Source organism: Duganella violaceipulchra, assembly GCF_019166075.1.
Taxonomy (GTDB): Bacteria; Pseudomonadota; Gammaproteobacteria; order Burkholderiales; family Burkholderiaceae_D; genus Rugamonas; species Rugamonas violaceipulchra.
Window position 1 is genome coordinate 291,762 of record NZ_JAHTGR010000007.1, and the last position, 18,647, is coordinate 310,408.

Sequence of the window (18,647 nt, forward strand, 5' to 3'; positions counted from 1 at the left end):
CGAAGCGGCATTGTCGGCGCGGGCCGAGCTCAGCGATTGTGCGTGGCTGTCAGGTTTTTGTCTGGTTCTGCCGTTCGCGCTTGCGGTAGGCCAGCGGCGTGACATCCATCGCGCGGCGCATCGCGTGCGTCAGCGCGCTCTGGTCGGCGTAGCCGGCCTGCGTCGCCAGCCGGGCGATGGGCAGCTCGGTTTGCGCCAGTTGGCGGCAGGCCCAGCGCAGGCGCATGTCGGTCAGCCAGGCCACCGGCGTGGTGTGCAGCTCGTCTCGGAAGGCGCGGTGCAGGCTGCTCACGCTCATGTGCGCGGCCTTGGCCATGGTCTCGGTATTCCACGGTTGGCCGGGATGGGCTTCGATCTGGCCCAGCGCGGCCAGCAGGCGCGAGACGGGTCGGATTTCCTGCTGCGCCAGCGTTTCCAGCAGCAACGGCATCCAGTGGCTCAGCGTCGCCTCGCTGGCGCCGGACTGCGCGCGCAACAGTCCGATGAAGTCGATCAGCTTGGCGGCCGGCGCGCTGATGGGGGCATACGGCCGTTCGGACAGTCTGGCGGCGGTGGCCTCGGGCACGGCCGCCAGGTCGAAATCCAGGATCAGCGATTGGTTCGGCCCGGTGGCCGACGCCGCGTGCACCAGGCCCGGCTCGACGAACGCGGCGCGCTGCGGATGGACCACGGCGCCGGAACCCTTGATATCCATGAGCACCCTGCCCTTGATCGGCAGCACCAGCTGGGCGAAGCTGTGCACGCCGGACAAGGGTTCGGCGACGTAGCTGCGGAGGTCGAGTTCGGTCGGCATGGTGGCTACAGTGTAGCAGCCTCCACCGTCAACGGAAGTACAGCATGCGGGTGAGGAAGGTGTAGTCCGACTCCATCCACATCAGCAAGGCCAGCACCAGCAGGCACAGCGGCGGCGCCAGCACCACATAGATCAGCGCCGCGCGCTCCCAGCGCAAATGCATGAACACCGCCACGATCAGGCCGGCCTTGGCCATCATCAGCAGCAGGATCAACGTCCAGCGCAGATAGCTTTCGGCGTGGAAGAAATCGACCAGGTAGGAAAACGTGCTGAGCACGAACAGCAGCAGCCAGACCTTCAGGTACAGGCCGATCGGATGGGTGGCGGTTTCCATGGCGGCTCCTACCAGAGATAAAACAACGCGAAGATGAACACCCAGACCAGGTCGACAAAGTGCCAATACAGGCCGGCGATCTCGACGATGCCGTAATTGCCGCCGTGCTCGTAGTGCCCGCGCCGCACACGCCGCGCGACGATGCTCAGGTAGATCACGCCGGCCGTCACGTGCAGGCCGTGGAAGCCGGTGATCATGAAGAAGCAGGCGCCGAACTGCGCCGCGCCGTCGGGATTGGCCCATGGCCGCACGCCTTCCGCGATCAGCTTGCTCCACTCGAAGGCTTGCATGCAGACGAAGCTCGCGCCCAGCGCGGCGGTCAGCAGCATCAGCGTGGCGCAGCGGGCGCGCTCGCGCCGGTAGGCGTAGTTGACCGCCATCGCCATCGTGCCGCTGCTGGTGATCAGGATGAAGGTCATGATGGCGATCAGGATCAGCGGCAGCTTGGTGCCACCTATGGTCAGCGCAAACACTGCGCTGGGGTTGGGCCAGGCCGCCGTGGTGGCGATGCGTACCGACATGTAGCCGGTCAGGAAGCTGCCGAAGATGAAGGTGTCACTGAGCAGGAAGATCCACATCATCGCCTTGCCCCACGGGACGCGCAGGGCGGCACGGTCGCCCGACCAGTCCGCCACCATGCCTTGCCAGCCAGCCGTTTCGTTCGGTTTGTTCATGGGCCGCCTCCGCAAATCTGGTTCACCAGTTCCGGCGTCACGCCGAACAGCAGGCCGAACATGGCCAGCCACAAGGCCAGCAGGAAATGCCAGTAGCGCGCGCACAGCTGGAGGGTCACGCTGTTGCGCCCCAGGTCGCGGTAGGCCCAGCCGGCAGCCGCCAGGCCGCCGACCACATGCAGGCCATGCAGGCCGGTAATCAGGTAAAAAAAGCTGTTGGCCGGATTGGCGCTCAGCGTGAAGCTGGCGGCGTCCATGGCCCGCCACGCCCACAGCTGAGCTGCCAGGAAGGCCAGCGTAGCGGCGCAGGCCACGCCATAGGCCGTCCGCTGCGCTCCCGCGCCGCGGCCGTGCGCGGCGCGCTGCCAGGCCACGCTGGCGACGATCAGCAGCATGGTGCTCAACCATAGCTGCCCTGGCACGAACGGCAGCGCACGCCAATCGGAGGTCGCCATCCGCATCACGTAGGCGCTGCTGAACAGGAAGAACAGCATGCCGATCACGCCCATGAACACCCACAGGCCGGTGCGCCGTCTGAGCAGGTCGGCGTGATTGCTCACCAGGTAGAGGCTGGCATTCATGGCAGCTCCCGCGCCGGCTCGGCCCGCCCGATTTCGCCCGGCGGCTGGCCTTGCGGCACATAGTCGCTATCGCCGTCCTGCACGCCGTATTCGTAGGCGCCGCGATACGCCACCGGCGCCTGCTCGCCCCAGTTGCCGTGCGCCGGCGGGGTCTGCGGCGTGTGCCATTCCAGGCTGGCCGCGCGCCACGGGTTGCCGCCCGCCTCGCGGCCACGGACGGCGCTCCAGCACAGGTTCAGCACGAACAGCAGCTGCGACGCACCCACCAGCAGCGCGACGATGGTGATGAAGGCGTTCAAGGTTTGCGCCGATTCGGGGATGAAGGCGTAGTGCTCGTAGGCATAATAGCGCCTCGGCATGCCGAGCAAGCCCAGGTAGTGCATGGGGAAGAAGATCAGGTAAGCGCCGACAAAGGTGATCCAGAAGTGCGCCCGCCCCAGCATCTCGTCGTACATGCGTCCGCTAACTTTGGGGAACCAGTGGTATAGCCCGCCGAACACCGCCAGTACCGGCGACACGCCCATCACCATGTGGAAGTGGGCGACCACGAAATACGTGTTCGACAGCGGGATGTCGACGCTGACATTGCCCAGGAACAGGCCGGTCAAGCCGCCGATAAGGAAGGTGCTGATGAAGCCGACGGTAAACAGCATCGGCACGGTCAAGTGTATGTCGCCGCGCCACAAGGTCAACGTCCAGTTGTAGACCTTGAGCGCGGTCGGCACGGCGATGATCAGCGTGGTGGTGGCGAAGAAGAAGCCGAAATACGGATGCATGCCGCTCACATACATGTGGTGCGCCCAGACCACAAAGCTCAGGCCGCCGATCGCGACGATGGCCCAGACCATCATCTTGTAGCCGAAGATCTGCTTGCGCGCATGCACGCTGATCAGGTCGGAGATGATGCCGAAGGCCGGCAAGGCCACGATGTACACTTCCGGGTGGCCGAAGAACCAGAACAGGTGCTGGAACAGCAGCGGGCTGCCGCCCTGGTGCGGCAGGTGCTGCCCCATCGACACCAGCGCCGGCATGAAGAAACTGGTGCCCAGCACCTTGTCGAACAACATCATCACGCCGCTGACGAACAGCGCCGGGAACGCCAGCAGCGCCAGGATGGTGGCGGTGAAGATGCCCCACACCGTCAGCGGCATACGCATCAGCGTCATGCCTTCGGTGCGCGCCTGCAGCACGGTGGTGACGTAGTTCAGCCCGCCCATGGTGGCGGCGGCGATGAATACCAGCAGCGACACCAGCATCACGACGATGCCCCATTCCGTGCCCGGCGTGCCGGGCAAGATCGCCTGCGGCGGATACAGCGTCCAGCCGGCGCCGGTGGGGCCGCCGGGCACGAAGAAGCTGGCCGCCAGGATCAGCACCGCCAGCAGGTAGAACCAGTAGCTGAGCATGTTCAGGAAGGGGAACACCATGTCGCGCGCGCCGATCATCAGCGGTATCAGGTAGTTGCCGAAGCCGCCCAGGAACAGCGCCGTCAGCAGATACACCACCATGATCATGCCGTGCATGGTCATGAACTGGTAATAGCGGCTGGCGTCGATGAAGGCGAACTTGCCGGGAAAGCCCAGCTGCAAACGCATCAGGTCCGACAGCAGCATGCCCACCAGCCCGATCACCAGCGCGGTGACGGTGTACTGGATCGCGATCACTTTGTGATCCTGGCTCCATACATAGCGGGTCCAGAAACTGTGAGGATGCTCGCCGCCGTAGCCCATGCCCGCCTCCCTATTTGATGGTCTTGATGTACTCGACCAGCTGCGCCACTTCGGCCGGCTGGAACGGCTGCACCGGCATGATGGGCTGATAGCCCTTGACCACGCGCGCCGCCGGATTGGTGATCGACTCGCGCAGATAGGCCTCGTCCACCCGCACGGTGGCGCCGTCGTTCATCGCCTCGTTCTTGCCGAACAACCCTTTCCAGCTGGGCCCCACGCCGGGGTTGCCGTCGACGCTGTGGCAGGCCGCGCAGCCGCGCGCCTGCGCCAGCAAGCGCCCCTGCTGGCCCGGTTCGGCGCCGGCGGCGGATGTCAGCGCGGCAAAGGTCGGCTGCGCCGCCAGCCACGCCCGGTACGCCGGCTCGTCGTCGACCACCACATAGCTGCGCATATTGAAATGGCCGATGCCGCACAGTTGCGCGCACATCACCTCGAAGCGGCCGAGCCGGGACGGCGTGAACCAGAACGAAGTCACCATGCCAGGCACCATGTTCATCCGCGTGCGGAATTCCGGCACATAGAAATCGTGCAGCACATCCTGCGCGCGCAGCAGCACGCGCACCGGCCGGCCTATGAGTATATGCACTTCCTGCCCGTCGACCAGCACGTCGTCCTGGCCGCCGGGATCGGCGGGATTGATACCATAGGGATTGGCGTTGCCGATGAAGCGCATGTCGGTGCTGCCCAGCTTGCCATCCTTGCCGGGCAAGCGGTAGTGCCATTGCCATTGCTGGCCCAGCACTTCGAACACCATCGCATCGGGCGGCGGATCGATCAGCTTGGCGTACACCGACAAGCCCGGCGCCAGCAGCGCGACGATGCCCACCGTGGTCACGCCGACCAGCCACCATTCCAGCCGCGCGCTGCCGTGCGTGGCCGCCGCGCGCACGCCGTCCCGGTGCCGGAAGGTGACCACCGCATACGCCACGAACAGGTTGATGACGACGAACGCCACGCCGGTGATGGCGAAGGTCAGCATCAGCGCATCGTCCATCTGCTGCCAGTTGGAGGCGATGGGCGTAAGCCACCACGGACTCATGTAATGAAATTCCAGGGCGCCAACTACGATCAGTACCAGTACCAGTGCGAGTGCCATGGCGGCTTCCAATAGCTAACGCGGCCTGCTCGGTCTTTCAAGCTTGACATAAATGAAAGCTGCGCTCGCCCCGAAGAACATGTGGGCGAGCGCCGTCGGCCAGCCGCGCAGCGCGACGAACCAGGTATAGATACCGGCCATGCCGTAAAAGTTCAATCCATACAGCAACAAGCCGAACACCGCGCCGGCCGCCAGCGCCATGGCGATGCTGGAATCGAGACGGAACGGCGCCATGATGGCGGCCAGCATGACGCCGAACGCCACGCCCAGCGCATAATGCACCAGCAGCGCGGCGACGGTCACGCCCAGGCTGTAGCCGCTGGTTTGCAGCACGTCCCCATTCATCACCAGTGCGGCGATCATGTGGGTGGCCAACCAGGGATCGGTAGTGCTGGTCAAGGAAGACCAGCTAAGTTCCAACAACATGAGCACGCCGCCGGCGCCGAAACCGGCGACCGCGGCGGCCGCCCAGTCCGGCAGGCGGGCCTGCCAGTGATGCGATTGCAGATGCAGTTCCATGATGCCCTCCTGGAGATGCCATTGCAATGCTCAGTTTAGAAGGTTTTTTCAGCCCTGTCAGCTCGCGCACGAATTAAATCAAGGGAAAGCGACAGTCGCAGGGCCAGCGCGCCGGCCCCGGCCAGCCCCACGCAGGCCGTGCTGGCGGCCGCCAGCGCGGCCGGATGGCGCAGGCCCAGCAGGTCGGCGGCAAAGGCCAGCGAGACCGTGGTGATCAGCTGGGCCGGATACAGCCAGCGCAGCTGGCGGAAGGCGCGGGCGTCGCCGCGCCGCCAGTAGCGCAGCGCGACCGCGAACGCCGGCCCCCACAGCACGCCGAGGAACAATAGCGCCGCGAAGGCGGCTATCAGGAGCCGCATCTCAAGGACGCTGGGCGCGCACCTTGGTCAACAGCTTGGTGGTCGAGCGGTCGTGCTCGAAGTCGATGGCGATGGCCTGGCCGCCGTAAGCCAGCACGGCCTTGCCCTCCGGGATGGCGTCCATCTGGTAGTCGCCGCCCTTGGCGTAGATTTCGGGCCGCGCCTGCTGCACCACTTCCAGCGCCGTGTCTTCGTCGAAGTCCACCACCAGGCTCACCGCCTCCAGCGCGGCCAGCACGGCCATGCGGTCGGCGCAGTTGTTGAGCGGACGGTCGTCGCCCTTGCCCAGGCGTTTGACTGAGGCGTCGGTATTGGCCGCCACCACCAGCGAGGCGCCCAGTGCGCGCGCCTGCGCCAGGTAGGTCACGTGGCCGCGGTGCAGGATGTCGAACACGCCGTTGGTCAGCACCACCGGCTTGGGCAGCGCGGCGACGCGCGCGGCCAGTTGTTCACGGGTGCAGATCTTGGTTTCAAATTGAGGCATGAGGTTTTTCTGTTATTTGGTTTCTTCGTCTTCCGGCTCTTCGTCGATCTGCATGCTGAGCGAATCGGCGGTGCTCGGACTGTTGTCGCCCGGCTCCTTGCGGTCGCCGCGCAGCTTGATCTGCAAGCGCAGGCCGTTGGCCGAGTCGGCGTTGCGGATCGCCTCTTCGTAGGCGATATAGCCCTTATTATAGAGTTCGTACAGCGCCTGGTCGAAAGTGCACATGCCGAGCTCGCGCGACTTGTGCATGATCTCCTTGATCGCCTGGAAGTTCCCCTTGAAGATCATCTCGGCGATGGTCGGCGTGTTGAGCAGGATTTCAATCGCCGCCTTGCGCCCCTTGCCGTCCTCGGTGCGCACCAGCCGCTGCGAGACGATGGCGCGCAGGTTGGACGACAGATCCATCAGCAGCTGGTTGCGCCGCTCTTCCGGGAAGAAGTTGATGATGCGGTCCATGGTCTGGTTGGAGTTGTTCGCGTGCAGCGTGCCCAGGCACAGGTGGCCGGTCTCGGCGAACGCGATCGCGTGCTCCATGGTCTCGGTGTCGCGGATCTCGCCGATCAGGATCACGTCCGGCGCCTGGCGCAGCGTGTTCTTCAGCGCGTTGTGCCAGGACAGCGTGTCGACGCCCACCTCGCGGTGCGTGATCAGGCAGCCCTTGTTCTTGTGCACGTACTCGACCGGGTCTTCCACCGTGATGATGTGGCCGGCCGAATTGGCGTTGCGGTAGTCGATCATCGCCGCCAGCGTGGTCGACTTGCCGGACCCCGTGCCGCCCACCACCAGCACCAGCCCGCGCTTGGTCATGATGACTTCCTTCAGCACCTCGGGCAGGTCCAGCTTTTCGAAATTCGGGATTTCCGAGGCGATGGTCCGTATCACCATGGCCACGTTCTGCTGCTGCACGAACACGTTGACGCGGAAGCGGCACACGTCCGGCAGCGAGATCGCAAAGTTGCATTCCAGCTCGGCCTCGAACTCGCGCTTCTGCTTGTCGTTCATGATGGACAGCGCCAGCGCGCGGGTCACGCCGCCGGTCAGCTTCTGCTGACTCAGGGGCTTCATCGCCCCCTGCGACTTCATACTCGGCGGGAAATCCGCGGAAATGAACAAATCCGAACCGCCGGTGTGGTGCATCACCTTGAGCAGCTTGTGCAGATAGGCTTGCGCTTCTTCTGGACCAAATGTGGAGGACATGCTTGCCTTTCGATGGGTGGTACCAACATACACTGCATTATATCGACAGCATTCGCTACAATACCTTTTCTAATTATTGCATCCCAGCATCGCCTGTGTTCAAATACATTTATGACACTGACCGAACTGAAATACATCGTCGCCGTTGCACGAGCGAAACACTTCGGACATGCGGCCGAAGCCTGTTACGTCGCGCAACCGACGCTTTCGGTCGCCATCAAGAAACTGGAAGATGAACTGGGCGTGGTCCTGTTTGAACGGGGCGGCGCTGAAATCTCGGTCACCCCGCTGGGCGCGCAAATCGTCGCCCAGGCCGAGCGCGTGCTGGAACAGACCGCCGCCATCAAGGAACTCGCCAAGCAGAACAAGGACCCGCTGGCCGGCCCGCTGCGCCTGGGCGTGATCTACACCATCGGCCCCTACCTGCTGCCGCCGCTGGTCAAGGGCATGATAGACAAAGTCCCGCAGATGCCGTTCATCCTGCAGGAAAACTTCACCGTGCGCCTGATCGAGATGTTGCGCCAGGGCGAGCTGGACGCCGCCATCATGGCGCTGCCGCTGCCCGAGCACGGCATGGCGATGCAGGCGCTGTACGACGAACCGTTCGTGGTGGCGATGCCGTCCCAGCACCCGTGGACCAAGCGCCGCAGCATTCCCGCCGAGGACCTGAAAACCGAAAACATGCTGCTGCTTGGTAACGGACACTGCTTCCGCGACCAGGTACTGGAAGTATGTCCCGAGATAGCCCGCTTCTCCGCGCCGGGCAATGGCATGCAGCGCACCTTCGAGGGCTCGTCGCTGGAAACCATCCGTCACATGGTGGCCAGCGGCATCGGCCTGACCGTGCTGCCGCGCGCCTCGGTGCCCGACATGGACACCAGGGAAGGCATGTTGCAGTTCCGCCCGTTCGAGGGGACGCAGCCGTCGCGCCGCGTGGTCATCGTGTGGCGTAAAAGCTTCACCCGCAAGGCCGCCATCGACGCCGTGTGCGAAGTGGTCGCCGCCTGCAAGCTGCCCGGCACCACCACCCTCTGCGCCGGCGATTGAGCTGGCAGCGCCAGGATTTGCGATAATCCTGATCTTTCCCTACAAGCGGCACTATCCATGAACAAGCTGGAGCTCTATTTTCGCCTGGTCAGGCTGGACAAACCGATCGGCACCCTGCTGCTGCTGTGGCCGACGCTGTGCGCGCTGTGGCTGGCGTCCAACGGCAAGCCCAGCCTGACGCTGGTGCTCATCTTCTCGCTCGGCACGCTGCTGATGCGCTCGGCCGGCTGCGCGATGAACGACTACGCCGACCAGGATATCGACAAGTTCGTCAAACGCACGGCGCAGCGCCCCATCACCAGCGGCCGCATCAGCGGCAAGGAAGCGCTGGCCATCGCCGGCGCGCTGGCGCTGCTGTCGTTCTGCCTGATCCTGCCGCTGAACGCGCTGACCAGGCAGCTGTCGGTGGCGGCCGTCGTCATCGCCGGCACCTACCCCTACTTCAAGCGCTTCTTCGCGATACCGCAAGCCTACCTGGGCATCGCCTTCGGCTTCGGCATCCCGATGGCGTTTGCCGCGATCCAGAACACGGTGCCGCTGGTGGCGTGGCTGCTGTTGCTCGGCAACGTGTTCTGGGCCGTGGCCTACGACACCGAGTACGCGATGGTCGACCGCGACGACGACCTGAAGATCGGCATCCAGACCTCGGCCATCACCTTCGGCCGCTACGACGTGGCGGCGGTGATGCTGTGCTACGCCGTGCACCTGGGCTTGCTGCTGGCCTGCGGCTGGCAGCTGGGCATGGGCGTATGGTTCGCCGGCGGCGTGGCGGTGGCGGCGGGCATCGCCTGCTATCACTACACGCTGATCCGCAGCCGCGAGCGCGACGCCTGCTTCTACGCCTTCCGCCACAACAACTGGCTGGGCGCGGCCGTGTTCGCGGGCGTGGCGCTGGACTACGCGCTGCGGTGACACGATTGAGGCAGCGCAAGGCGACGCCGCCTGCGCTGCCTACAATGGCTATCCCCAGCCACCCGGACATTCAACGAGGTCATCATGGATCAGACACAACAGAACGGCAAAGGCATCGCCGACAACCAGGCCGCCAGCGCCACCGCGCGCGACAGGCTGATGGATGAACTGAAGCACGCCATCGGCGAAGCCGAGGACTGGTTGAAGGATGCCGCCAAAGAGCCCGCGCCCAACCCCGAAACCCGCGCCCGCTTCGACGACACGCTGCGCACCGCCAAGAGCGACCTGCGCAAGCTGGAAGACAGCGTCATCGCCAGCAGCCGCGGCGCCGCCGAATCGGCCAACGTCTACGTGCGCGACAATCCGTGGAAATCGGTGGGCCTGGGCGCGGCGCTGGGCGTCATCGTCGGACTGCTGGTAGCGAGGAAGTAGCCGGAGCTGGGGGTCAAGTCTGACGCCACCGTCAGCAAGCGTTCGCGCGCTTCCCACGTGGTGCGCACCACTACCGACTCGCCATAGTCCACGTCAGCCGAACGAGGTACACCAGCCGGCGGCCGTCACCAGCTTGCCGGGGAAGATGGCGCAGCCACCCATGTCGTTCGGGCCGTCCTCGTAGATCTGGCACTTGCTGCAGCGGTCGCCGGCTTTGAAGTCGGGGAATTTGTGCCCGTCTACCTTGGCGGCGTCAACCACATAGTTGAACTCTTTGGCCAGCGGGTCGTCCTCCTTCAGCGGCACGCGGTCCTCGGCCCGGGCCATGCAGCCCAGCGTAGCAGCGGCCAGCCCGGCGCAAGTGTGCAGAATAAATATCCGGCGATTCGTCATCTTTTTTCCCTTCCGTCGCTGCCGCGCCACATGGCCACGGCCCGACAATGATACGCGCTTCATGTCGAAAACATACTGCTATACTCAATGTTGCCAAGCACTCTACATCGAACAAATTCTAACAAATAGAATGAGGGGACGACATGTACAAGGCCTTACGCACACTAGCTCTATGCGGTACCTTAGGCGCCCTGCTGGGCGCTTGCGGCAAGTCCGAGGCACCCGTCTCGGCCGAGCAGGCCAGCGCCGACGCGGCGTTCCAGAAGAGGCTGCAGGAGCAGCTGCTCGACGCCAAACCCGGCAGCGTGGTCGAGATTCCGGCCGGTACCTATCATCTCACTAGCGGCCTCACGCTGCGCGGCAACGGCGTCACGGTGCGCGGCGCCGGCATGGACCAGACCATCCTCTCGTTCAAGGGCCAGGTCACCGGACCGGAAGGCATGCTGGTCTACGCCAGCAACTTCACCATCGAAGGCCTGACCATCGAGGACTCCAAGGGCGACGGCCTGAAGATCAACGACGGCGACAACATCACCATCCGCAAGGTCAAAGTGCAGTGGACCGGCGGCTCCAAGGTGACCAACGGCGCCTACGGCATCTACCCGGTCAAGACCCGCAACGTGCTGATCGAGGACAGCGTGGCGATCGCCGCTTCCGACGCCGGCATCTACGTCGGCCAGTCCAACGGCGTCGTGGTGCGCCGCTGCCGCGCCGAGCAGAACGTGGCCGGCATCGAAATCGAGAACACCATCAACGCCGACGTCTACGACAACGTCGCCACCAACAACACCGGCGGCATCCTGGTGTTCAACATGCCCAACCTGTCGCAGCCCGGCCATAGCACCCGCGTGTACCAGAACAAGGTCGAGAAGAACAACCTCGGCAACTTCGCCGCGCGCGGCACGGCGGTGGCCAGCGTGCCGGCCGGTTCCGGCATCGTCATCAACTCCAATTCGAAGGTGGAGATCTTCGACAACGACGTCACCGACAACCAGACCGCCAACGTCATCATCTCCAGCTACCACTCCACCGGCTACTTCACCGAGAAAGGCGTGGCCGCCGGTTACGATCCATATCCGAAGGCGATCTACGTCTACGGCAACCGCTTCAAGGGCGGCGGCGATTCGCCCGATGGTCTGGACCTGAAGGCGCTGAAGATCGCCATGTACGGCATCGGCGGCCACCTGCCCGACGTGCTGTGGGACGGCTACGTCGACACCAAGCTGCTGGTCAAGGGCGTGATGCCGGCCGAGCAGCGCATCTGCATCCAGGAGGGCGTGGACGTGCTGAACGCCGACGGTCCGAACAAGTACAAGAACCCCAGCAAGGAAACGGCGCCGTTCCGCTGCGCGCTGGCCAAGCTGCCGCCGGTGACCATCGCCCAACTCGCCGCGCAGTCATGATGGTGAGATTCGCAGCGATCACCTGCACGCTGATGCTCGCGGCGTGCACGCAGACCCAGGCCCCGGTGAGCTTTATCACCGAGGGCAATCCGGCCAGGTTGAGCGACTGGCACTTGATGGCCGTTTCCGGCGGCCGCCTGAACCTGAACACCGGCGTGGTCCCCTACGACCTCAATACGCCGCTGTTCACCGACTACGCGCAAAAGCTGCGCACCGTCTGGATGCCGAAGGGCCAGAGCGCCGTCTACAACGCCGATACGACGTTCGAGTTCCCGCTCGGGACCATCATCAGCAAGACCTTCTACTATCCGAAGGCGGACGGTCCCGCCAAGGCGGTGCTGGCGACCTACGACACCAGCAAGACCGGCGGCGACAAGCTCGATCTGGCCAACGTGCGCCTGGTCGAAACGCGCCTGCTGGTGCGCCGCGCCGACGGCTGGATCGCCCTGCCCTACGTGTGGAACGCCGAGCAGACCGAAGCCGTGCTGTCGCGCACCGGCGACCAGATACCGCTGGAAGTGGTGCATGCGGACCAGACCCGCAAGCCGCTGACCTACGTGGTGCCGAATGTGAACCAGTGCGCGTCCTGCCACGTGGCCGATGTGAAGTCGCGCCAGTTCCAGCCCATCGGCCCGAAGGCGCGGCATATGAACCGCAGCTACAGCTACGACGGCGTGAGCGTCAACCAGCTCGATTACCTGGCCCGCATCGGCTACCTGAGCGGCGTGCCGGCCAACGTCGCGGCCACGGCGCCGCACAACGCCAACTGGCGCGACCAGGGCCAGACGCTGGACGCGCGCGCCCGCGCCTACCTGGACATCAACTGCGCCCACTGCCACAACGACAAGGGCGCGGCCAACACCACCGCGCTGCACCTGAACATGGGCGCGCCGGCCGATCTGCATCTGGGTTTGTGCAAGCCGCCGGTGGCGGCGGGCGCCGGCACGGGCGGTCATGGTTACGGCATCGCGCCGGGCAAGCCGGATGAATCGATCATGGTCTACCGGCTGGGCTCCGAACAGACCGGCATCATGATGCCGGAACTGGGACGCGGCTCGGTCCACAAGGAAGGCGTGGACCTGATACGCGCGTGGATCGCCGCGATGAAGCAAGGCTGCGGCGCCTCCTAGCTTATGGCGCGGCGCGCTTGTCCTTGAAGAAGGCCCAGGTTTCGTCGGCGTATTCGACATCGCCGTTTTGCTGGCCGAGTATCGACGACATCAGCCATGACATCCGGTGCGCGATGCTGGGCTGGACGTGGCCGGCGTTTTCCATTTTCAGGAATTCAACCTGTGCGCCCTGGGGATCGCTGCCCCAGACATAGCGCACCAGCGCCGTCTTGTCGGCCGCATCGCGATGCGGCACCTGCGTGACGGCCGGCGTGGGCGGCAGCTGCGCCAGCTCGCGCCAGAACTTCACGGATTCCTCGGCACTCAGGCCGGAGCCGCGCCCCGTCAACAGGAAGTGTCCGACTTCGCCGCCGGCATAGGGCGCGATCTTGTCCTCGGTGCCATGCGCCACCAGTATCGGCACGGCGCGCTTTGGGAGCGGGCACAAGCTCTTGGCGGGCATCAGCATGCTCGACACGGCCACCGCCGCCAGACGCGGCCCCAGCTCGATCGCCGCCCGATACACCATGCCGCCGCCATTGGAGGCGCCGGACAGATACACCCGCGATGGATCGGCATGATGCTGCGCGACCGCCTGCTCGATCAGCGCGGCGATAAAGCCGACATCGTCGGTCTTGGGATTGGTGGGAGCGTCGGCGCGGCAGTCGTTCCAGCCCTGCTTGTCGTCGCTGCCCTTCGAGCCGTCGGGCGCGACGACCAGCAAGCCTTCGCGGTCGGCCACGGCCAGCCAGGCGGCGGCCGGATCGTCTATCCTGCCGCGGCCGAATGTGAGATTGGCGGTGGCCGCGTGGCCATGCAGCAGGATCACCAGCGGCAACTTGCCCGCCACCGGCGTCGCCGGCTGCGCCAGCAGATAGTGGCGCGGCCCTTCCGGCCGCTGCACCGTTTCGGAAACGATGGTCGCGGCGCCCGCCTGTAAAACGGTGAAGGCTGCAATCAAGGGCAAATACCGGGTTACCGTCATTGTGCAGCCTTTCGTCTTAGTTGGAAGAACCCAGTTCGTCGCCCATTTCCTTGCCGCGCTGCTGGGCCGCTTTTATCGCCTTGACGATCGCCGCCTTCACGCCGCTGTCTTCCATGCTGGTCAGCGCCGCGTAGGTGGTGCCGCCTTTCGACGTCACGCGCTCGCGCAGCAGCGACACCGGCTCGTTCGACTGCACCGCCAGTTGCGAAGCGCCGGCAAAGGTGGCCAGCGCCAGCTGCTTGCCCTGCTCCGTGCTCAGGCCCATGTCCACGGCGGCCTGCTGCATCGCCTCGATGAAGTAGAACACATAGGCCGGGCCGCTGCCCGACACCGCCGTCACCGCATCGATCTGCGACTCGTCGTCCAGCCACACGGTCGGACCGACCGCGCGCAGGATATCGTCGGCCGCCTGCTTCTGCGCCGGCGTCACGCCGGCCGTCGCCGCCATGCCGGTGATACCCATGCCAATCAACGCCGGCGTGTTCGGCATGCAGCGCACGATGGCGCCGTAGCCGCCCAGCCAGCGCGACAGGTCGACGATGCGGATGCCGGCCGCGATCGAGACGATCACCGGCTGCCTGGCCTGGTCGATCAGCGGCAGCAGCTGGGCCGCCACTTCGCGCATGCTTTGCGGTTTGACCGCCAGCACGATCACGTCCGCCGCCGAGACGGCGGCATCGGCGCCGCTGGCCGTGGTCACGCCGAACTGTTCATGCAGGCGAACCAGCGCTTCCGCGTTGGGATCGGCCACGTGGATGTTGGCGCCGGCGGTGAGCTTGTTGGCCAGTCCCGCGATCAGGGCGGAGGCCATGTTGCCGCCGCCGATAAATGCTATTTTCATTGTCAAGCCTTGTGGTAGTTTCGTGAACCAAAAATGGCGCTGCCGACGCGCACGATGGTCGCGCCTTCGGCGATCGCGGCGCGCAGGTCGGCCGACATGCCCATCGACAGCGTGTCGAGCGCCAAGCCGTCGGCGCGCAGCTGCTCGTACAACACGCGCAGCTGGGCGAACGCCGCCCGCTGCTGCGCAAAGTCTTCGGCCGGCTCGGGGATCGCCATCAGGCCGCGCAAGGTCAGATTCGGCAGCGCCGCGACCTTGTGGGCCAGCTGCGCCAATTCCGCCGGGGCCACGCCGCTCTTGCTGGCTTCCCCGCTGATATTCACCTGCAAGCAGATTTGCAACGGCGCCATGCCGGCCGGCCGCTGCTCGGACAGCCGCTGCGCAATCTTCTCGCGCTCGACCGTGTGCACCCAATCGAAGTGCTCGGCGATGGGGCGGGTCTTGTTGCTCTGGATCGGGCCGATGAAATGCCACTCCAGCGCGGGCGCGCCGGCCGCCTTCAGCGCGGCGATCTTGTCGAGCGCCTCCTGCAGGTAGTTTTCGCCGAAAGCGCGCTGGCCGGCCTGCACCGCCTCCAGCACCGCGTCCGGCCCGAAGGTCTTGGAGACGGCCAGCAGCTGCACCGATTGCGGCGCACGGCCAACATCTTGGGCTGCGGCAACAATTGTCGAGGTGATTGCTTGCAAGTTCTGGGGGATCAGGGACATAATCATCGAGTAAAAAATCGTTAACAAACGCTAGTGTGGTGTTGCGCTCTTGGGGCCGCGTATAAAAATGATGCGTTTGCGGGCCAGGCTAGGCGCAAACCGCAGCGATAGCGAGCTATCGCGAGGATTTGCAACCCCGCCTTGGCGCGACGCATGGCTCGCAAACGCGCATTTTTATGCGGCAACAAGAGCGCAGCACCACACTAGGCACAGGGATTATAAATGGACATCTCCGAACTTCTCGCATTCTCCGTCAAGAACAAGGCCTCGGACCTGCACCTGTCAGCCGGGCTGCCGCCGATGATACGGGTGCACGGCGACGTGCGGCGCATCAACCTGCCGCCGCTGGAGCACAAGGACGTGCACGGCATGATCTATGACATCATGAACGACGGCCAGCGCAAGGCCTACGAAGAGATGCTCGAATGCGACTTCTCGTTCGCGATACCGGGCCTGGCGCGTTTCCGCGTCAACGCCTACAACCAGGAACGGGGCGCCTCGGCGGTGCTGCGGACGATTCCATCGAAGATCCTCAGCCTGGAAGAGCTGAACGCGCCGAAAATCTTTGCCGAGTTCGCGCTCAAGCCGCGCGGGCTGGTGCTGGTGACGGGGCCGACCGGCTCCGGCAAGTCGACCACCCTGGCGGCGATGGTCAACCACCTCAACGAAAACGAGTACGGCCACATCCTGACGATCGAAGACCCGATCGAGTTCGTGCACGAATCGAAGAAATGCCTGATCAACCAGCGCGAGGTGGGACCGCACACGCTGTCGTTCAACAACGCGCTGCGTTCGGCGCTGCGGGAAGACCCGGACTGCATCCTGGTCGGCGAGCTGCGCGACCTGGAGACCATCCGCCTGGCCTTGTCTGCGGCCGAGACCGGCCACCTGGTGTTTGGCACCCTGCACACCTCGTCGGCCGCCAAGACCATCGACCGTATCGTCGACGTCTTCCCGGCCGATGAAAAGGAGATGGTAAGGGCGATGTTGTCCGAATCGCTGCAAGCGGTGATCTCGCAGACGCTGCTGAAAACCAAGGACGGCAACGGCCGCGTGGCGGCGCACGAGATCATGGTGGCGACGCCGGCGATCCGCAACCTGATCCGCGAAGCCAAGATCGCGCAGATGTACTCGGCGATCCAGACCGGCAGCAACGTCGGCATGCAGACGCTGGACCAGAACCTGACGGACCTGGTGCGCCGCAACGTCATCAGCGCCGCCGCCGCCCGCAGCGCCGCCAAGACGCCGGACAATTTCCCCGGCTAAAAACCGGGGGTCAAGTCTGACATTCGGACACGGCCTCGGCCGTAGCTGCGCTTACGGCCGAGGCCGTGTCCGAATGTCAGACTTGACCCCCACTGAAAGGAAACATCATGGAACGCGACCAGGCCTCCAAATTCATGTTCGACCTGCTGCGGTTGATGACCAGCAAGAAGGGCTCGGATCTGTTCATCACCGCCGGCTTCCCGCCCGCCATCAAGATCGACGGCAAGATGACGCCGGTGTCGTCGCAGGTGCTCACCTCCGCCCACACCATGGACCTGGCCCGCTCCATCATGAACGACAAGCAGACCGCCTCGTTCGAGCTGACCAAGGAAGCCAACTTCGCCATCAGCCCCGGCGACCTGGGCCGCTACCGGGTGTCGGCGTTTGTGCAGATGAGCTCGGTGGGCATGGTGCTGCGGACCATCACCAGCGAAATCCCCAAACTGGAAGACCTTGGCCTGCCCGAGGTGCTCAAGGACGTCGTCATGTCCAAGCGCGGCCTGGTCATCATGGTCGGCGCCACCGGCTCCGGCAAGTCGACCACCCTGGCGGCCATGGTCGGCTACCGCAACGAGAACAGCTACGGCCACATCATCACCATCGAGGACCCGGTCGAGTACGTCCACCCGCACAAGAACTGCATCATGACCCAGCGCGAAGTGGGGGTCGACACCGAGGACTGGGCCGTCGCGCTGAAGAACACGCTGCGCCAGGCGCCGGACGTGATCCAGATCGGCGAGATCCGCGACCGCGAAACCATGGACCACGCGATCGCCTTCGCCGAAACCGGCCACCTGTGCCTGGCCACCCTGCACGCCAACAGCGCCAACCAGGCGCTCGACCGCATCATCAACTTCTTCCCCGAGGAACGCCGCCAGCAGCTGCTGATGGACCTGTCGCTCAACCTGAAGGGCATGATCTCGCAGCGCCTGATCCCGCGCAAGGAATCCAAGGGCCGCGCGGTGGCGATCGAAATCATGCTCAACTCGCCGCTGATCTCGGACCTGATCTTCAAGGGCGAAGTCCACGAAATCAAGGAGCTGATGAAGAAGTCGCGCGAGCTCGGCATGCAGACCTTCGACCAGTCGCTGTTCGATCTGCACGAAGCGGATATCATCAGCTACGAAGACGCGCTGCGCAACGCCGACTCCGTCAACGACCTGCGGCTGGCCATCAAGCTCGAAGGCAAGGCCGCCAAGAACCGGGATCTCTCGGCCGGAACCGAACATTTAGGACTCATCTGACACCATGACCACCATTTACGACCTCAGCGCCGACAACCTGTCCGGCGCCCCCGTCAACCTGGGCCAGTACCAGGGCCAGGTACTGCTGATCGTCAACACCGCCAGCAAATGCGGCTTCACGCCGCAGTACAAGGGCCTGGAGCAGGTGTACCAGCAGTTCAAGGACAAGGGCGTGGTGGTGCTGGGCTTCCCCTGCAACCAGTTCGGCGCGCAGGAGCCGGGCCAGGCCGAGGAGATCGGCGCCTTCTGCGAAAAGAACTATGGCGTCACCTTCCCGCTGTTCGCCAAGATCGACGTCAACGGCGACCATGCCCACCCGCTGTTTACTAAACTGAAAAAAGACGCCCCCGGTATTCTCGGCACCGAGGCCATCAAATGGAACTTCACCAAGTTCCTGATCCGCAAGGACGGCACGGTCTACAACCGCTACGCCCCCGCCACCAAGCCGGAAGACCTGGTGGCCGACATTACTAAACTGCTGGCGGAATAAGCGCGCGCAACCCGCGCTCCACAATAAATTGTAAAAAGAGTGAAAACGTTT

Annotated in this window: 22 protein-coding genes; 8 read left to right on the forward strand and 14 right to left on the reverse strand. The window is 64.6% G+C overall.

Translation table 11 applies throughout. From position 1 onward, the window contains the following. Positions 1 to 49 precede the first annotated feature (49 nt). Genes KVP70_RS15595 through KVP70_RS15640 form a run of 10 tightly spaced genes read right to left on the reverse strand, consistent with a single transcriptional unit; the run spans position 50 to position 7,767 of the window. On the reverse strand, positions 50 to 793 hold the full coding sequence (locus KVP70_RS15595) for a helix-turn-helix domain-containing protein (protein ID WP_217943134.1): 744 nt from the start codon (positions 791 to 793) through the stop codon (positions 50 to 52). 28 nt (positions 794 to 821) lie between these two features. Then, on the reverse strand, positions 822 to 1,127 hold the full coding sequence (locus tag KVP70_RS15600) for a cytochrome C oxidase subunit IV family protein (protein ID WP_217943135.1): 306 nt from the start codon (positions 1,125 to 1,127) through the stop codon (positions 822 to 824). 8 nt (positions 1,128 to 1,135) lie between these two features. Then, positions 1,136 to 1,801, reverse strand: coding sequence for a heme-copper oxidase subunit III family protein (locus KVP70_RS15605; protein ID WP_217943136.1), 666 nt, complete (start codon positions 1,799 to 1,801; stop codon positions 1,136 to 1,138). Further along, the gene (locus KVP70_RS15610) at positions 1,798 to 2,382 is read right to left on the reverse strand and encodes a cytochrome c oxidase subunit 3 (RefSeq protein WP_217943137.1); all 585 of its coding nucleotides are present in this window, start codon (positions 2,380 to 2,382) and stop codon (positions 1,798 to 1,800) included. The genes KVP70_RS15605 and KVP70_RS15610 overlap by 4 nt, the downstream gene beginning before the upstream one ends. Beyond that, a complete protein-coding gene (gene ctaD / locus KVP70_RS15615; RefSeq protein WP_217943138.1) occupies positions 2,379 to 4,112 on the reverse strand; it encodes a cytochrome c oxidase subunit I in 1,734 nt (577 codons plus the stop codon). The genes KVP70_RS15610 and ctaD overlap by 4 nt, the downstream gene beginning before the upstream one ends. A 10-nt stretch (positions 4,113 to 4,122) precedes the next feature. After that, entirely contained in the window at positions 4,123 to 5,208 is a 1,086-nt protein-coding gene (locus tag KVP70_RS15620; RefSeq protein ID WP_217943139.1) for a cytochrome c oxidase subunit II, read from the reverse strand. Positions 5,209 to 5,223: 15 nt separating this feature from the next. Next, a complete protein-coding gene (locus KVP70_RS15625; RefSeq protein ID WP_217943140.1) occupies positions 5,224 to 5,727 on the reverse strand; it encodes a hypothetical protein in 504 nt (167 codons plus the stop codon). Positions 5,728 to 5,762: 35 nt separating this feature from the next. Beyond that, positions 5,763 to 6,086: a hypothetical protein gene (locus KVP70_RS15630; protein WP_217943141.1), complete on the reverse strand. Its 324-nt coding sequence runs from the start codon at positions 6,084 to 6,086 to the stop codon at positions 5,763 to 5,765. Position 6,087: 1 nt separating this feature from the next. Beyond that, positions 6,088 to 6,570: a D-glycero-beta-D-manno-heptose 1-phosphate adenylyltransferase gene (gene rfaE2, locus KVP70_RS15635; RefSeq protein ID WP_217943142.1), complete on the reverse strand. Its 483-nt coding sequence runs from the start codon at positions 6,568 to 6,570 to the stop codon at positions 6,088 to 6,090. 12 nt (positions 6,571 to 6,582) lie between these two features. Next, entirely contained in the window at positions 6,583 to 7,767 is a 1,185-nt protein-coding gene (locus KVP70_RS15640) for a PilT/PilU family type 4a pilus ATPase (protein ID WP_217943143.1), read from the reverse strand. 111 nt (positions 7,768 to 7,878) lie between these two features. Between KVP70_RS15640 and KVP70_RS15645 the strand changes: the two genes are divergently transcribed. From KVP70_RS15645 to KVP70_RS15655, 3 genes are all read left to right on the forward strand, one after another. Next, a complete protein-coding gene (locus KVP70_RS15645; protein WP_217943144.1) occupies positions 7,879 to 8,814 on the forward strand; it encodes a hydrogen peroxide-inducible genes activator in 936 nt (311 codons plus the stop codon). A 57-nt stretch (positions 8,815 to 8,871) separates the two neighbouring features. Further along, entirely contained in the window at positions 8,872 to 9,726 is an 855-nt protein-coding gene (ubiA, locus tag KVP70_RS15650; protein WP_217943145.1) for a 4-hydroxybenzoate octaprenyltransferase, read from the forward strand. 84 nt (positions 9,727 to 9,810) lie between these two features. Then, positions 9,811 to 10,158: an ElaB/YgaM/YqjD family protein gene (locus KVP70_RS15655; protein WP_217943146.1), complete on the forward strand. Its 348-nt coding sequence runs from the start codon at positions 9,811 to 9,813 to the stop codon at positions 10,156 to 10,158. A 93-nt stretch (positions 10,159 to 10,251) separates the two neighbouring features. Here KVP70_RS15655 and KVP70_RS15660 read toward each other — a convergent pair whose 3' ends face one another. After that, positions 10,252 to 10,551: a high-potential iron-sulfur protein gene (locus tag KVP70_RS15660; RefSeq protein ID WP_217943147.1), complete on the reverse strand. Its 300-nt coding sequence runs from the start codon at positions 10,549 to 10,551 to the stop codon at positions 10,252 to 10,254. 143 nt (positions 10,552 to 10,694) lie between these two features. Here KVP70_RS15660 and KVP70_RS15665 point away from each other — a divergent pair, with 143 nt between their 5' ends. After that, on the forward strand, positions 10,695 to 11,954 hold the full coding sequence (locus tag KVP70_RS15665) for a parallel beta-helix domain-containing protein (protein WP_217943148.1): 1,260 nt from the start codon (positions 10,695 to 10,697) through the stop codon (positions 11,952 to 11,954). Then, a complete protein-coding gene (locus KVP70_RS15670) occupies positions 11,951 to 13,084 on the forward strand; it encodes an SO2930 family diheme c-type cytochrome (RefSeq protein ID WP_217943149.1) in 1,134 nt (377 codons plus the stop codon). The genes KVP70_RS15665 and KVP70_RS15670 overlap by 4 nt, the downstream gene beginning before the upstream one ends. 1 nt (position 13,085) lies before the next feature. Here the strand turns inward: KVP70_RS15670 and KVP70_RS15675 are convergent, their stop codons facing one another. Genes KVP70_RS15675 through KVP70_RS15685 form a run of 3 tightly spaced genes read right to left on the reverse strand, consistent with a single transcriptional unit; the run spans position 13,086 to position 15,596 of the window. Next, the gene (locus KVP70_RS15675; RefSeq protein ID WP_217943150.1) at positions 13,086 to 14,048 is read right to left on the reverse strand and encodes a CE1 family esterase; all 963 of its coding nucleotides are present in this window, start codon (positions 14,046 to 14,048) and stop codon (positions 13,086 to 13,088) included. A gap of 16 nt (positions 14,049 to 14,064) precedes the next feature. Then, entirely contained in the window at positions 14,065 to 14,889 is an 825-nt protein-coding gene (gene proC, locus KVP70_RS15680) for a pyrroline-5-carboxylate reductase (protein ID WP_217943151.1), read from the reverse strand. A 2-nt stretch (positions 14,890 to 14,891) separates the two neighbouring features. Further along, positions 14,892 to 15,596, reverse strand: coding sequence for a YggS family pyridoxal phosphate-dependent enzyme (locus KVP70_RS15685; RefSeq protein WP_217943152.1), 705 nt, complete (start codon positions 15,594 to 15,596; stop codon positions 14,892 to 14,894). A gap of 222 nt (positions 15,597 to 15,818) precedes the next feature. On the opposite strand from KVP70_RS15685, the gene KVP70_RS15690 reads away from it, so the two are divergent. The 3 genes from KVP70_RS15690 to KVP70_RS15700 all read left to right on the forward strand — a co-directional run bounded on the left by KVP70_RS15690 (position 15,819) and on the right by KVP70_RS15700 (position 18,596). Beyond that, positions 15,819 to 16,862 (forward strand): type IV pilus twitching motility protein PilT, encoded by a 1,044-nt coding sequence (locus KVP70_RS15690; protein ID WP_020704971.1) that lies wholly within the window; start codon positions 15,819 to 15,821, stop codon positions 16,860 to 16,862. A 107-nt stretch (positions 16,863 to 16,969) separates the two neighbouring features. After that, entirely contained in the window at positions 16,970 to 18,106 is a 1,137-nt protein-coding gene (locus KVP70_RS15695; protein WP_217943153.1) for a PilT/PilU family type 4a pilus ATPase, read from the forward strand. A 4-nt stretch (positions 18,107 to 18,110) separates the two neighbouring features. Further along, complete coding sequence (locus KVP70_RS15700; RefSeq protein ID WP_217943154.1) at positions 18,111 to 18,596, forward strand: glutathione peroxidase; 486 nt, start codon at positions 18,111 to 18,113, stop codon at positions 18,594 to 18,596. Positions 18,597 to 18,647: the final 51 nt, after the last annotated feature.

What these genes read in the sequence shown, in the direction of transcription:
- KVP70_RS15605 (WP_217943136.1), bottom strand. Translation starts at nt 1,801, where the DNA reads ATGAACAAACCGAACGAAACGGCTGGCTGGCAAGGCATGGTGGCGGAC.
- KVP70_RS15625 (WP_217943140.1), bottom strand. Translation starts at nt 5,727, where the DNA reads ATGGAACTGCATCTGCAATCGCATCACTGGCAGGCCCGCCTGCCGGAC.
- KVP70_RS15665 (WP_217943148.1), top strand. Translation starts at nt 10,695, where the DNA reads ATGTACAAGGCCTTACGCACACTAGCTCTATGCGGTACCTTAGGCGCC.
- KVP70_RS15645 (WP_217943144.1), top strand. Translation starts at nt 7,879, where the DNA reads ATGACACTGACCGAACTGAAATACATCGTCGCCGTTGCACGAGCGAAA.
- KVP70_RS15690 (WP_020704971.1), top strand. Translation starts at nt 15,819, where the DNA reads ATGGACATCTCCGAACTTCTCGCATTCTCCGTCAAGAACAAGGCCTCG.
- KVP70_RS15640 (WP_217943143.1), bottom strand. Translation starts at nt 7,767, where the DNA reads ATGTCCTCCACATTTGGTCCAGAAGAAGCGCAAGCCTATCTGCACAAG.
- KVP70_RS15610 (WP_217943137.1), bottom strand. Translation starts at nt 2,382, where the DNA reads ATGAATGCCAGCCTCTACCTGGTGAGCAATCACGCCGACCTGCTCAGA.
- proC (WP_217943151.1), bottom strand. Translation starts at nt 14,889, where the DNA reads ATGAAAATAGCATTTATCGGCGGCGGCAACATGGCCTCCGCCCTGATC.
- KVP70_RS15620 (WP_217943139.1), bottom strand. Translation starts at nt 5,208, where the DNA reads ATGGCACTCGCACTGGTACTGGTACTGATCGTAGTTGGCGCCCTGGAA.
- KVP70_RS15630 (WP_217943141.1), bottom strand. Translation starts at nt 6,086, where the DNA reads ATGCGGCTCCTGATAGCCGCCTTCGCGGCGCTATTGTTCCTCGGCGTG.
- rfaE2 (WP_217943142.1), bottom strand. Translation starts at nt 6,570, where the DNA reads ATGCCTCAATTTGAAACCAAGATCTGCACCCGTGAACAACTGGCCGCG.
- ctaD (WP_217943138.1), bottom strand. Translation starts at nt 4,112, where the DNA reads ATGGGCTACGGCGGCGAGCATCCTCACAGTTTCTGGACCCGCTATGTA.
- ubiA (WP_217943145.1), top strand. Translation starts at nt 8,872, where the DNA reads ATGAACAAGCTGGAGCTCTATTTTCGCCTGGTCAGGCTGGACAAACCG.
- KVP70_RS15660 (WP_217943147.1), bottom strand. Translation starts at nt 10,551, where the DNA reads ATGACGAATCGCCGGATATTTATTCTGCACACTTGCGCCGGGCTGGCC.
- KVP70_RS15675 (WP_217943150.1), bottom strand. Translation starts at nt 14,048, where the DNA reads ATGACGGTAACCCGGTATTTGCCCTTGATTGCAGCCTTCACCGTTTTA.
- KVP70_RS15655 (WP_217943146.1), top strand. Translation starts at nt 9,811, where the DNA reads ATGGATCAGACACAACAGAACGGCAAAGGCATCGCCGACAACCAGGCC.
- KVP70_RS15670 (WP_217943149.1), top strand. Translation starts at nt 11,951, where the DNA reads ATGATGGTGAGATTCGCAGCGATCACCTGCACGCTGATGCTCGCGGCG.
- KVP70_RS15695 (WP_217943153.1), top strand. Translation starts at nt 16,970, where the DNA reads ATGGAACGCGACCAGGCCTCCAAATTCATGTTCGACCTGCTGCGGTTG.
- KVP70_RS15700 (WP_217943154.1), top strand. Translation starts at nt 18,111, where the DNA reads ATGACCACCATTTACGACCTCAGCGCCGACAACCTGTCCGGCGCCCCC.
- KVP70_RS15600 (WP_217943135.1), bottom strand. Translation starts at nt 1,127, where the DNA reads ATGGAAACCGCCACCCATCCGATCGGCCTGTACCTGAAGGTCTGGCTG.
- KVP70_RS15595 (WP_217943134.1), bottom strand. Translation starts at nt 793, where the DNA reads ATGCCGACCGAACTCGACCTCCGCAGCTACGTCGCCGAACCCTTGTCC.
- KVP70_RS15685 (WP_217943152.1), bottom strand. Translation starts at nt 15,596, where the DNA reads ATGTCCCTGATCCCCCAGAACTTGCAAGCAATCACCTCGACAATTGTT.